This window comes from Kaistella sp. (genome assembly GCF_049588135.1).
Lineage (GTDB): Bacteria > Bacteroidota > Bacteroidia > Flavobacteriales > Weeksellaceae > Kaistella.
Map to the genome: position 1 here is coordinate 1 of NZ_JBAVFG010000154.1, position 13,722 is coordinate 13,722.

The 13,722-nt window shown below is 35.4% G+C and carries 13 protein-coding genes; 5 read left to right on the forward strand and 8 right to left on the reverse strand.

What is annotated here, in order from left to right:
• Positions 1–122: 122 nt before the first annotated feature.
• Positions 123–503 carry a DUF2752 domain-containing protein gene (locus WBY99_RS08750; RefSeq protein ID WP_423975948.1) on the reverse strand — a complete coding sequence of 127 codons (381 nt, stop codon included), beginning with the start codon at positions 501–503 and terminating at the stop codon, positions 123–125.
• Positions 503–793, reverse strand: coding sequence for a CD225/dispanin family protein (locus WBY99_RS08755; RefSeq protein ID WP_423975949.1), 291 nt, complete (start codon positions 791–793; stop codon positions 503–505). Before WBY99_RS08755 ends, WBY99_RS08750 begins: the two co-directional genes overlap by 1 nt.
• A 141-nt stretch (positions 794–934) precedes the next feature.
• On the opposite strand from WBY99_RS08755, the gene WBY99_RS08760 reads away from it, so the two are divergent.
• Together WBY99_RS08760 and WBY99_RS08765 are read left to right on the forward strand one after the other, a co-directional pair.
• Positions 935–3,211, forward strand: coding sequence for an aconitate hydratase (locus tag WBY99_RS08760; protein ID WP_423975950.1), 2,277 nt, complete (start codon positions 935–937; stop codon positions 3,209–3,211).
• Between the two features lie 125 nt (positions 3,212–3,336).
• On the forward strand, positions 3,337–5,487 hold the full coding sequence (locus tag WBY99_RS08765) for an outer membrane beta-barrel protein (RefSeq protein WP_423975951.1): 2,151 nt from the start codon (positions 3,337–3,339) through the stop codon (positions 5,485–5,487).
• 58 nt (positions 5,488–5,545) lie between these two features.
• On the opposite strand, the gene WBY99_RS08770 is transcribed toward WBY99_RS08765, so the two are convergent.
• From WBY99_RS08770 to WBY99_RS08795, 6 genes are all read right to left on the reverse strand, one after another.
• On the reverse strand, positions 5,546–6,223 hold the full coding sequence (locus tag WBY99_RS08770) for an RluA family pseudouridine synthase (protein ID WP_423975952.1): 678 nt from the start codon (positions 6,221–6,223) through the stop codon (positions 5,546–5,548).
• 66 nt (positions 6,224–6,289) lie between these two features.
• Positions 6,290–6,802 (reverse strand): NUDIX hydrolase, encoded by a 513-nt coding sequence (locus tag WBY99_RS08775; RefSeq protein ID WP_423975953.1) that lies wholly within the window; start codon positions 6,800–6,802, stop codon positions 6,290–6,292.
• Entirely contained in the window at positions 6,799–7,707 is a 909-nt protein-coding gene (xerD, locus tag WBY99_RS08780) for a site-specific tyrosine recombinase XerD (protein ID WP_423975960.1), read from the reverse strand. The genes WBY99_RS08775 and xerD overlap by 4 nt, the downstream gene beginning before the upstream one ends.
• 23 nt (positions 7,708–7,730) lie before the next feature.
• A complete protein-coding gene (locus WBY99_RS08785; RefSeq protein ID WP_423975954.1) occupies positions 7,731–8,156 on the reverse strand; it encodes a deoxycytidylate deaminase in 426 nt (141 codons plus the stop codon).
• A 38-nt stretch (positions 8,157–8,194) separates the two neighbouring features.
• Positions 8,195–8,962: an enoyl-CoA hydratase-related protein gene (locus tag WBY99_RS08790; protein ID WP_423975955.1), complete on the reverse strand. Its 768-nt coding sequence runs from the start codon at positions 8,960–8,962 to the stop codon at positions 8,195–8,197.
• A gap of 118 nt (positions 8,963–9,080) precedes the next feature.
• Positions 9,081–10,571, reverse strand: coding sequence for a catalase (locus WBY99_RS08795; protein WP_423975956.1), 1,491 nt, complete (start codon positions 10,569–10,571; stop codon positions 9,081–9,083).
• Between the two features lie 91 nt (positions 10,572–10,662).
• Here WBY99_RS08795 and WBY99_RS08800 point away from each other — a divergent pair, with 91 nt between their 5' ends.
• The 3 genes from WBY99_RS08800 (at position 10,663) to WBY99_RS08810 (ending at position 13,651) form a co-directional block, all read left to right on the forward strand.
• Positions 10,663–11,616 carry a LysR substrate-binding domain-containing protein gene (locus tag WBY99_RS08800; RefSeq protein WP_423975957.1) on the forward strand — a complete coding sequence of 318 codons (954 nt, stop codon included), beginning with the start codon at positions 10,663–10,665 and terminating at the stop codon, positions 11,614–11,616.
• Between the two features lie 187 nt (positions 11,617–11,803).
• Positions 11,804–13,084 (forward strand): methionine adenosyltransferase, encoded by a 1,281-nt coding sequence (gene metK, locus WBY99_RS08805; RefSeq protein WP_423975958.1) that lies wholly within the window; start codon positions 11,804–11,806, stop codon positions 13,082–13,084.
• Positions 13,085–13,156: 72 nt separating this feature from the next.
• Positions 13,157–13,651, forward strand: coding sequence for a hypothetical protein (locus WBY99_RS08810; protein ID WP_423975959.1), 495 nt, complete (start codon positions 13,157–13,159; stop codon positions 13,649–13,651).
• The last annotated feature ends 71 nt before the right edge of the window (positions 13,652–13,722 follow it).

The window sequence follows — 13,722 nt, forward strand, 5'->3', positions numbered from 1 at the left end:
CAATTGCTTATCTAGAAATATTGTTTTTCTGGGCAGATAAAATCACCGAGAAACTTAATATAAATAAAATCAGAGCATTCTTCATAAACTTCTTTTAATAAAATTTTTTCAAAAATAAGATTTTAAATATTCCTAAAAATAAAGAACAAAATAATCACAGCGGCAATCACATATATTGCAGTTTTACCGAATAATATTTTTCGAATTTTTGGAAAAGAATATTTTAAACCAAACCATTCAAATAGTATCCCAACAAAAACATACGGAATTGCTATAATAAATAATGGGTTATAAGAAAATGCCTGTCTAAATTCTCCATGAAGTGCAGCATAAATCGCTCGCTGACTGCCACAACCTGGGCAATCGAATCCTGTGGTATATTTAAAGGGGCATTTTAATAAAAAACGACTAGATTCTGGATTAATGAAATAATAAAAAAGGAGTCCACTTCCTATTATGAGGGTAATCAAGATGAATCGATAATTTTTTTTTAAGATTTTCACTAGCTGTTATAATATCCTGCAAAAATACCTAATGATGCCATAATTGCGATTGCGACAACGGTGAAAATTCCAAATGCAACGCTTATAATTACTAAGGTTTTTGCTGTTCGTGAAGCGCTTTCGGCACCGGCAATGTCTCCTCGATAAAATTTTGATTCTACGCTTGCGGAATAAATAATACTGATAATACCTAAAATCTGACAGCAGAAAATAGTAACTAAAATCGATTCTACCAACCAAGTTTTTGGCGGAATCGTGTTTGAATTGGTGGTTGAATCTTGGTTGGTCATTGAATTAATATTTTTATAAAAGTAGTAAAAAATAGATAATGAACATCATATTTATTTTAATTCTAAATGACTTTAATTAATTTTACACTTAAAAATTTTGTAATTTTGTAATCCATAAATTTTTATTAAAAATATACAGATATGACTTTTGACCTTGACATGATTAAAAAAGTGTATGAGCTTTACCCTGAGAGAGTTGCGAAAGCACGGAAAGCAGTAGGGAAACCTCTTACTTTATCAGAAAAGATTCTTTATACCCATCTTTGGGAAGGAAATGCGTCGCAAGCTTACGAAAGAGGGAATTCTTATGTAGATTTCGCTCCGGATAGAGTAGCTATGCAGGATGCAACGGCTCAAATGGCTCTTTTGCAGTTTATGCAAGCTGGAAAATCAAAAGTTGCCGTTCCTTCTACAGCTCACGCCGATCACTTAATTCAAGCGAGAGTGGGCGCAGAAACAGATTTGCAAGAAGGAATTAATAAAAATTCAGAAGTTTTTAATTTCTTAAGTTCCGTTTGCGATAAATATGGTATTGGCTTTTGGAAGCCAGGTGCCGGAATTATTCACCAAGTGGTTTTAGAAAATTATGCATTTCCAGGTGGAATGATGATTGGAACTGATTCTCACACGGTAAATGCAGGAGGTTTAGGAATGGTTGCTATCGGAGTTGGCGGTGCAGATGCAGTTGACGTAATGGCAGGAATGGCATGGGAATTGAAAATGCCGAAATTGATCGGTATTAAATTAACTGGAAAATTAAACGGCTGGACTGCCGCAAAAGATATTATTCTTAAAGTTGCCGGAATCTTAACCGTGAAAGGTGGTACTGGCTGCATCGTAGAATATTTCGGCGAAGGTGCAAAATCCCTTTCTGCAACCGGAAAAGGAACGATTTGTAATATGGGTGCAGAAATTGGAGCGACGACTTCAACTTTCGGATATGATGATTCGATGAGAAGATATCTTGCTGCAACCGGAAGACAAGATGTTGTTGATGCAGCTGATAAAGTTGCAGAACACTTAACTGGAGATGATGAAGTTTATGCAAACCCGGAATTATATTTCGATCAAGTAATTGAAATTAATTTGGATGAATTAACTCCACATTTAAATGGTCCTTTTACGCCCGATTTAGCAACGCCAGTTTCAGAATTTCATGAAAAAGCAGTAGCGAACGGATGGCCAATTGAAGTAGAATGGGCGTTAATTGGTTCTTGTACCAATTCCTCTTACGAAGATTTATCGAGAGCAGCTTCTATTGTAGAAGATGCTTTCGCGAAAGGCGTGAAACCAAAAGCTATTTTAGGAATCAACCCAGGTTCTGAGCAAGTGAAATTCACCGCAGAACGTGATGGTTTCTTAGATTCTTTCAGGAAATTTGAATCGACAAGAATTTTCACCAACGCTTGTGGACCTTGTATCGGACAATGGGACAGGGAGGGTTCTGATAAAGGAGAGAAAAACTCAATCATCCATTCATTCAACAGAAACTTTGCAAAAAGAGCAGACGGAAATCCAAATACGCACGCTTTCGTAGCTTCACCAGAAATGGTTGCAGCAGTAGCAATTTCGGGAAGATTAGATTTTAATCCCATTACAGATACTTTAACCAATGAAAATGGGGAACAAGTAAAACTCAACGAGCCACAAGGAATGGAATTGCCTCCAAAGGGTTTCGCTGTGGATGATAATGGTTATCAAGCGCCTTCACATGATGGTTCTTTGGTTCAGGTAAATGTAAGTCCTACTTCAGATCGACTTCAGTTATTAGAACCTTTCCAACCTTGGAACGGACAAAATATTACCGGAGCAAAAGTTTTAATTAAAGCTTTCGGAAAATGTACGACCGACCATATTTCTATGGCAGGACCATGGTTGAAATACCGTGGACATTTGGATAATATTTCCAATAATATGTTAATTGGTGCAGTAAACGCTTACAACATGGAAACTAATACCGTTAAAAATCTTCTTACAGGAGCATACGGCGAAGTTCCGGCTGTAGCAAGAGCTTACAAAGCAGCAGGAATTCCTACGATTGTTGTTGGTGACGAAAATTACGGTGAAGGTTCTTCCAGAGAGCACGCTGCAATGGAGCCTAGACATTTGGGAGTAAAAGCAGTTTTGGTAAAATCTTTCGCACGTATTCACGAAACGAATTTGAAAAAACAAGGAATGCTTGGTTTAACGTTTGCTGACAAAGCAGACTATGAGAAATTCCAGGAAGATGACACGGTTAACTTCTTAGATTTAGATCAGTTCGCACCAGGAAAACCGTTGACTTTAGAATTGGTTCATGCTGATGGAACTAAAGATGTCGTGGTAACAAACCATACCTATAATGCTCAACAAATCGATTGGTATAAAGCAGGATCTGCATTGAATTTAATTGCAGCAGAAGCAGCAAGAAATGCATAATTGTATCTAAAATTATAATAGAAACCGCTCAAGAAATTGGGCGGTTTTTTTTATTTCGTTTTTTAAAATATAAATGATTGTAACTTTTTTCATATATCGTTGTCTAATTGAATAGAAACCTATTTATGACCAAAAAAATATCCTCTGCAGTGATTGCCTTACTGTTTTCACAACTTTATTTTTCACAGGAAAAAACAAACTCCTCAATAAAAGAAAAGCAAATTGAAGAAGTTACCATCACCAAAACTAAAAAAGCCGTTGAGCAAAAGGCAGATAGAACCATTTATGATTTTTCGGAACAAGCTCACCTTAATTCTGGGACAACAATGGATGGACTGAAAAAAATTCCGGGATTAGTAGTTTCAGAAATGGCTGGAATGATTTATCAAGGAAAATCGCTTGAAGTCTATATGGATGGTCGTCCACTTAATTTATACAGTGATCAGCTTACCGCATATCTAGAAGGTTTGCCAGCAAATAGTATCGAAAGAGTAGAAATGATTACCCAGCCAGGCGCAGAATTTCCGGCAACTTCTGGTGGCGCGATTATTAATATTATTACCAGCAGAAGTGCGAAGTCATATTTATCTGCAACTTATGCCGGCGGTTATCGTTTTAGTAATTATGATAAATTCCGAAATAAATTCAATAATAGTTTAACCTTAAATTCTAGAAATAAATGGTTTGGTTGGCAATTAAATGTAGGTCAATCTTATAACGAAAGTGAAATGAAATCGACAATCGATGAAATTTCAAAATTAGGAAACGACAATATTGCGAGAAATCAATTTTTAAGAAGCGCACTCACTTTTGATCTTGGGAAAGACCGATTGTTATTGAATTACAATTTATCGTACAATAATACAGATCGATATATTGATAGTTATGCGTTGTTTGAAGGAACAGAAATCATCAGCAATGATCAAACAACTTCAGACAATACTCGAAATGAAGTGGTGGCAACTTATCAGAAAAAATTTGATGACCGCAGTAAAAAGTTTGAAGTGAAAGCAAGTTACTCTAATAACAATGCCGGCTTCAAACAAAATAGTCATGGAATTTTACCGATAGAAATAATTTCAAATAGTGCAAATGGTTCTTCACAAGATGTCTATAATTTAAGAGTAGATTATGCGCAACCGATTAAAATTTTAGATGAAGGAAAATTCGGTGTGGGAGGCGATTATAATCAGCAAAATTTTGTAACAAATGATAACATCATCGACAACCTTGATTACCGCAGCAAAACCAGCGCAGTTTATTCTGAAATTAATGCCAAGAAAAATAAGTTCGATTTTGTATTTGGGCTTCGTGGCGAATACTATAATATTGGCGGAACAAGCTATGATTATAAAAACTCAAAATACGATGCTTTAACAACTTTTGATAAATTCAAGGTGTTCCCGAATGCGAGTGTGCAATATAATTTTGTTCCGAATATGGTTTTTGCGAATATCAATTATAACAAAAAAATAAGCCTACCGAGCATTTCAAACCTCAATCCAAACAATACGAGATATGGAAATTCTATGATTGATTTTTCTGGGAATCCAAATCTTCAACCCACCATTTTCGATAATTTTGAAGTGAAAATAAGCGCGATGAATTTCGCATTCATCGGCTATAGTTTGAGTTCTGCTAAAAACCAAGTCGTGCAAGAAGTATCGCGAGTGGGCGACAGAATTTCTCAAAGTTCTGTGAATGTAGATCATTTAAAAATTCATAGTTTCAATTTAGGAGTGCCAATTCCGTTTGCAATTTTTAGTAAACCCATCAGCGAAATTATTAAAATGGATGTAAATCCAGATAAAATGAATTTCCTCTATTTTTACACTTCTTATGAAATCCAAGAATTAGATAAAATCGTCAATCCAAAAGGCTATTGGACTTATAATGTTTCAGGGCAATTTTTGTTGCCATCGCAAGTAAAACTTAATTTAAATTACACTTATTTGGGCAAAGGGAACTATTATTATTTCTACCCAAATAAATCACTGTACAATACTTTTAATGTGAATTTATCGAGGAAATTTGATAAAGATCGAATGACTTTAACCTTATTTGCAAATGATATTTTCAACACCAACGAAACCAATTTGAAAACAATAAGTTCTGTTCCGCACGTATTTATTCGAAATAAAAGTGACAGCAGAAGTTTCGGATTGTCATTTTCTTATAAAATCCCAACCAAAAATAAATTGGCAAAAGTGGACCAGAATATTTTAAACACAGAAACGCCGAAAGAAGATAATGGCGGATTGATGAACCAAAAATAAAATTTCATTCATATCAAAAAAAAGACATTCGGAAATTCTGAATGTCTTTTTGCTTTTATCAATTTTCACATGCTTCCCAAATCGCATCATTCTGCGGAACTGGCGCAACAATCTCTAAATTCTCTTTCGTTACCGGATGAAGAAATTCTAATTTTCTTGCATGAAGATGAATCCCACCATCAGGATTGGAGCGTGCTGAGCCGTATTTTAAATCTCCTTTTATAGGAGCTCCAATTTTTGATAATTGCGCCCGAATTTGATGATGGCGACCCGTTTCCAAATCGATTTCTAATAATTGAAAATTATCTAAAACCTTAATGATATTGTAATTTAGAATTGCTTCTTTCGCACCTTCAGTTGCTTTTGGGAAGACCGTTGCTTTGTTGTTTTTTTCGTTTTTCTGAAGGTAATTAATCAGTCGTTGAGTCTTTGGGATTTCAGTTTTCGGAACAACGGCCCAATAGGTTTTTTTGATTTCGCGGTTTTTCACCATTTGCGTTAAACGGGAAAGTGCTTTCGAAGTTTTTGCGTAAATCACTAAGCCGGAAGTGGGCCGGTCGATTCGATGAACCAAACCAAGAAAAACATTTCCGGGTTTATGATCCCTTACTTTGATGAAGTTTTTCAGTAAATCAAGCAAAGATAAATCGCCAGTTTTGTCGCCCTGAACGAGTTGCCCGGCTTTTTTGTTGATGACTAAAAGATGATTGTCTTCGAAAATGATTTGTTCCTGCATAGTTGAGTTTTACCGATTGCAAATTTACGGTAAAAAAGAACATTGCGTTGAAGATGAAATTTTTAATTAAGAATTTTTATATTTTTCGAAAAATATTCTTTGAGAATCGAAGGCGATTTCCTCCAGTTTAATTTCCGATTTCTTCAACCAAACTGTTTCTGAAATTTCAGAAATTTCCAAATCAACTTCAAATTTTTCTGCGACTTCGTATTCGTAAAAAATATCTAAAGTGTTGTAAAGAATATTTTTATATTCGTAAACATTCGGTAAGCTTGCGAGATATTTTAATTGAGAAATATCAATTTTAATTTTCATTTCCTCGAAAAGTTCGCGAACGCAAGTTTCTTCGGCACTTTCTTTTGGATCTACGAATCCGCCAGCTAAATCGAGTTTCCCTTTTTTAGGTTCTTGGTTTCTTCTTGTAAAAAGAATTTCGTCGTTGAATTTAATAACAACGGCAACCGCACCAGCAACATTATGATACAAAACATAATCGCAATTGGAGCAAGACCATTTTTTTTCACCGTCCCAGTTTAGTGAAGCGTTTCCACATTTTGGACAATATGTTAAATCATTCATTCTTCTTTATTTCTTGGATGATAATTTAGAATTACATCTCGCAATTCTTCATTTTTTAAATGGGTGTAAATTTCAGTTGTAGTAATGCTCGAATGCCCCAGCATTTCCTGAATGTATCTTAAATCTGCGCCATTTTGTAAAAGATGAGTGGCAAAAGAATGTCGGAAAGTGTGTGGCGAAATATTTTTGTGAATACCTGCTTTTTCTGCTAATTCTTTGATGATAATAAAAACAATGACTCTAGACATCGCAGAACCGCGGCTGTTCAGAAAAACAATATCTTCATGTTTCTTATTAATTTTATTTTTGGAACGAACGGTGTTGATATAGTCTTTAATTAAATTTGAGGTGAACTTTGCTAAAGGAACAAATCGGGATTTATCTCCTTTTCCTTCCACTTTTAAATAGGATTCTTTAAAATTAATATTCGAAATTTTCAGGTCAATCAACTCAGAAACGCGTAAGCCACAGCCGTAGAGAACTTCGATCATGCATTTATTTCTTTGTCCCAAATCGGTGTCGGTGTTGATGGCTTGAATAATTTTTTCCACATCTTCAAAACTTAACGTATCAGGAAGATAGAGTCCTAGTTTCGGGCCTTCGAGCAAAGTTGCAGGATTGTCTTCCCGAACTTCATCATCAGTTAAATATTTAAAAAACGATTTGATAGAAGAAATCCATCTGGCTTGGGTTCGCTCGCTAATTTTTTGTTTAGAAAGTTGGAAAATATATTCCTGAATATGCTCGTAAGTAATTGTTAATGGGCTAGTGTTATCAAGGTCGGATTCCGCATAATCTTTGAGTTTTTTGATGTCTCGTAAATAAGCGTCTATTGTGTTTTTGGAAAAGTTTCGTTCAAATTTTAAGAAAGTTTCAAAGTCTTTAATTTTTTCATCCCAAGTCATCATTCTTTGTGTTTGTGTGTTTTTTATTTTAAGTCATCATCAGGAACTTGCAAAATTTCAATTCCGTGATTTTTTAGAAACGCTATTCCGTCATTATCTTTATAATCATCAACGTAGACAAGTTTTTTAATGCCTGCCTGTAAAATAAGTTTACTGCATTCTTTGCACGGAGATAAAGTGAGATACAGGGTTGCGTCCTTAGCTGATTGTGTGGAGCCAGCTAATTTTAATATCGCATTTGCCTCTGCATGAAGAACGAACCAATGTGTTACCCCGTCGTCATCTTCGCAGCAGTTTTCAAATCCCGACGGTGTACCATTATAACCATCTGAAATAATCATACGGTCTTTTACGATGAGCGCACCTACTTGTTTTCGTTTGCAGTAGGAGAGTTTTGCCCATTCATTTGCCATTTTTAAATAAGCAATATCAAATTTAGTAATTTTCAAAATTTTATATTTTAATTAAAATTGGAGTCAATATATTTTTAAAACGATGGTTTTCTTTTTTCTAAAAAAGCAGCAACGCCTTCTTTTTTATCGTCCATTTCAAAGAGTGCTCCAAATGCTTTTATTTCGGTTTCAAAACCTTGATTGGTATCAGATTGATTCACTGCCGCAATTGCTTTTGAAATTCCCATCGGAGAATTCTGAGCAATAATGTTTGCCAATTCTTTTGTTTTAGGTAAAAGTTCTTCTAAACTAAAAACCTCGTTAACTAAACCAATTTCTTTTGCTCGTTGCGCAGGAATCATTTTTGCGGAAAATATTAACTCATTGGCTAATCCTTTTCCAACTAATTTTGGCAATCTCTGAGTACCTCCATAACCAGGAATTAATCCCAAAGTCACTTCCGGTAATCCTAATCTTGCATTTTCTGAAGCATATCGAATGTGACAAGCCATGGCTAATTCTAAACCTCCACCCAGAGCAAAACCATTTACAGCAGCAATTACTGGTTTGTTGAGGTTTTCAATTTTATTAAAAAGAATGTTCTGTCCGTTTCTGGCTAAGTCTTCAGCAGCAGCAGTTCCGAAATCGGAAAACTCTTTGATGTCAGCACCCGCAACAAATGATTTCTCACCGCTGCCAGTTATTATAACTGCTCTATATTGTGAATCAGCAGAAACTTCGTCTAAAACCTGACTTAATTCCGAAATTGTTTTTGCATTGAGTGCATTCAAACTTTGTGGACGGTTAATGGTAATTACCGCAGTTCTTTGATCTGTTTCTAAAACTATATTTTCGTAAGACATCTTTATAATAGGTTAAGTGTTTTTTTTGTAATCTGCAAATTAATCAATTTTTCCGATTTTGATTGGGTGAATGATATTCTGTTTTTTTTAAAAGTATTCGATTCATTGCTGATTTTCTTTATTTAGTCGAATGGCTCATCATGTTGGAGTCAATATTAACTTGAAGACCCAAGGCGATTTTCATTCCTAATTCTATGTTTGCCCGGAAGAAATGGCATAATTGACGATTAATAATTTCATCTTTTTTTGGTTCTGTAATCCCGTTCATCGAAGAAATGATATTATAGACCAAATTCTTGCGGTCGGTTTCGTTCATTGCTTTCGTATAAAGTAATCCCGGTTGCGTGTAGTGATCGTCATCATTTTCATCTCGGTTAAAATTCGCAATACGATTGCTGTCCAAATCTTCTTCATAATTTTTGTAATCAGGCGAAGGTTTAATTTGATCGAAACTGTTTGGATAATAATTCGGTGCATCTTTATATTGGCTCGAATCTGCCATGGCGCCATCTCTTTGGTAATTGTTAACGGTAAAAGGACAGCGGTTGACTTCTAACAAATGAGAGTTTGCACCAACTCTGTATCGGTGTGCATCAGAATAAGAGAAGAGTCGGCCTTGCAGCATTTTATCAGGTGAAAAACTAATTCCATTAACTAAATTACTCGGTGAGAAAGTAGATTGTTCAACATGCGCGAAATAGTTAACCGGAATTTCATTTAATTCCATTTCGCCAACTTCAATTAAAGGGAACTCATCTTGAAGCCAAACTTTCGTAACATCAAAAGGATTCCAGCGAAATTCTTTTGCCTGTTCTGCGGTCATGACTTGTATATAAAGAGTCCATTTAGGGAATTCTCCTGCTTCAATGGCATTTATTAAATCTTCTTGTGCAAAATCAGGATTTTCTCCTTTCATTTTCACGGCATCATCATGCGTAAAGTTTTTAATTCCCTGTTTTGTTTTGAAATGAAATTTAACCCAAACTCTTTCATTTTTAGTATTAATCATTGAAAAAGTGTGGGAGCCAAATCCGTGCATATGTCTGTAACCAAACGGTGTTCCGCGATCTGACATTAATATTAAAACCTGATGAAGAGATTCGGGATTTAAACTCCAGTAATCCCACATCATCGTCGCACTTTTTAGGTTTGTTTTTGGAAGGCGTTTTTGAGTATGGATAAAGTCGGGGAATTTCTTTGCGTCTTTAATGAAAAACACAGGGGTGTTATTTCCTACCAAATCCCAGTTGCCATCTTCGGTGTAAAATTTCACTGCAAAACCTCGGGGATCTCTTTCGGTGTCTGCACTTCCTTTTTCGCCACCAACGGTAGAAAATCTTGTAAAGATCCTGCAGGAATTTCCTACTTTAGAAAAGAGGTGGGCTTTGGTGAATTTTGAGATATCATGGGTTACGGTAAATTGTCCATAAGCGCCAGTTCCTTTTGCATGTACTACTCTTTCGGGGATTCTCTCTCGAACGAAATGTGCCAAATTTTCTTGTAAGACAAAATCCTGCAATAAAACCGGTCCTCTTGGTCCTGCAGTCTGCGAATCTTCGTGGTCATAATAAGGGATTCCGGCGGAAGTGGTTAGTTTGTTATTGCTCATATTTGCTGATTTTAATAAACCTCAAATTTATTTAAAATTAATCACAATTCGGCAAAATCTAAGTATATTTGACGGAGACTAAAATAAGCAAATGAACATTCAACAATTAGAATACCTTATCGCAGTAGATAAATATAAGCACTTTGGCAATGCTGCTCAAGCCTGTTTTATTACGCAACCGACATTGAGTGCCATGATTCAGAAATTTGAGGATGAAATGGATGTTAAGATTTTTGACCGAACCACCCATCCAATTAGAACAACAGATGTAGGGATTCAAATTATTGTGGAAGCAAAAAAAGTCGTGGATGCTATCAATGAATTGAGGAGTAAAGCAAATCTGCTCAATAATGTTTTGGCAGGAAAGCTTAATTTGGGAATTCTTCCTACAATTTCAGGTTATATTTTACCCACCGAAATTTTTGACTTTCTAAAAACTCATCCTAAGATTGAACTCAATCTTAAAGAGATGACCACTGAAAATATCATTAAAGCTTTAAAAACAGGAGAGCTCGATGCAGGAATTATTTCCACTCCTTACACTGCAGCAAATGAATTTTATCACGACTTCCTATTTAATGAAGAGTTGATGATTTATGCGGCAGATGATAGCAGCGTAGAAAAGAAAGATAGCTTTGTGGTTCCAGAAGACATCGATGTGCAGAAGGTTTGGCTTCTAGAAGAAGGAAACTGTTTGAGAACCCAATTTGAAAACATTTGTGAATTAAAGGAAAACACGGTAAAGCCGAAGAATCTCGAGTTTGTTGCTTCTAATATCAATACCTTGGTTCAGCTTGTGGATAAATTAGGTGGAATCAGTATTTTGCCCGAACTTGCTGTAGAGCAATTAAGCGATCACCAGAAACAAAAAGTAAAGAGATTTAGAGCACCGTTTCCTTACCGTGAGATTTCGGTGATTTATTATAAGCCGACTTATAAACAGAAAATTTTGGACGAACTAATTGAATTTATTTCAGGATCACTGAAAACAAAACTAAATTTTAACAAAAACCCGGAAGAATTTGTTGGAATAAAACCACAATGATTTTTAACATCAAAATAAATTTTGTGCTTTAATAAATAGTGGCTAAATTTGCACCAATAATTTACCAGAGGAAAAATTTGTACTGATTGCAACCTCATTAAAAAATGCTAAAACCGATTTTCTCTTTTAGTTTCTCTTGCAATCACCTAATTTTCTTCTATTTTTTTAATTAAAAAACAATAGAAATATGTCTTACTTATTTACCTCTGAGTCGGTATCCGAAGGGCACCCAGATAAAGTGGCTGATCAAATATCTGATGCTTTAATCGATAACTTTCTCGCAAATGATCCGAATTCAAAAGTTGCTTGTGAAACATTAGTAACAACAGGACAAGTGGTTTTGGCGGGTGAAGTAAAGTCGAATGCTTATCTTGATGTGCAAGATATTGCCAGAAGAGTAATTAATGGAATTGGCTATACCAAAGGAGAATATATGTTTGCGGGAGATTCTTGCGGAGTCATTTCTGCGATTCACGAGCAATCTTCCAATATTAATCAAGGAGTAGATCGTGCGAACGAAAATGATGATTTCGAAACCAAAGCTAATTTGCAAGGAGCTGGTGACCAAGGAATGATGTTTGGTTATGCAACCAACGAAACCGATAACTACATGCCATTGGCATTGGATTTAGCCCACACCATCCTTAAAGAATTGGCTGTTTTAAGAAGAGAAAATGACGCTGTGAAATATCTGCGACCAGATGCAAAATCGCAAGTAACCATCGAGTATTCTGATGACCATAAACCAGTTAGAATAGACTCTATCGTAGTTTCGACACAGCATGATGATTTCGGTAGCGATGAAGCCATGTCAGCGAAAATCGAGAAAGACATGATCGAGATTTTGATTCCTAAAGTTAAAGCAAAACAGAAGAAAGAAATCCAAGATCTTTTTAACGATAAGATTAAATACCATATTAATCCAACCGGAAAATTTGTAATCGGTGGTCCACACGGAGACACAGGTTTAACAGGTAGAAAAATAATCGTAGATACTTATGGTGGAAAAGGAGCGCACGGTGGTGGTGCTTTCTCTGGAAAAGACCCGTCAAAAGTAGATCGAAGTGCGGCTTACGCAGTTCGTCATATTGCAAAAAATTTAGTTGCCGCAGGAGTTGCCGATGAGATTTTGGTGCAGGTTTCTTATGCGATTGGTGTTGCAGAACCTTGTGGTTTATATATCAATACCTACGGAACTTCAAAACTCGGTTTACACGACGGAGAGATTTCAGAAAGAATTCAGAAAATCTTTGATTTAAGACCTTACGCAATTGAGCAAAATCTGAAATTAAGAAATCCGATTTATCAGGAAACAGCTTCTTACGGACACATGGGAAGAGAACCTTATGTTGCGGATAAAACATTTAGAAAAGCAAATGGAGAAGAGTTTACCCTTGAGAATTTAGAATTCTTCACTTGGGAGAAACTCGACAAAGTAGAGGAAATAAAGAAAGAATTTAATCTTTAAAAAATATAAAGAACTGCTTTTACAGAAATGTTAAAGCAGTTTTTTTTAACTTTATCCCCAACAAAATAAACAATGATGAACAAGAAATCCATTTTTTCAATCGCATTACTTCTAATGTTTTTCGGAATTTCGAAAGCACAGCTCGCTGTTCATAAAATGGTTCATGTGGGTTATGTTTATCAGAATCAAAGTTTTGCTGAGTTAGGAGGAAGATTGCTTTTTCTAAACAATGACGATTTTATTTACCGGTTAGGAGTGGCTGCAATGATGGGGAGTACCAATGGGAAATTTGTAATTATGCCTAAAATTCAGGGAGATATTCTATTTAATACTGAAAGGAATGTTGATTTGTACCATTCCTATTATTTTTTAGCTGGAGCAGAAGCAACCACTAAATATATTGCACCAAAAGCCGGAGTCACTTTATTTGGTATAATTGATCTCACCGGAGGTTACGCTTTCCCGATTGATAAGGCTGGGATTAACGGAAAAGAACTGAAAGGACTCAATTTTAATTTTACGATAAACCTACCATTAGTCATGCTTCGCGATTTATTGAAGAAATAATTTTGGATTTTTTTGTTAATTAGTTAACAAAGTATTAACTTTTTTACTATTTTAGCCACTCACAATAAAGC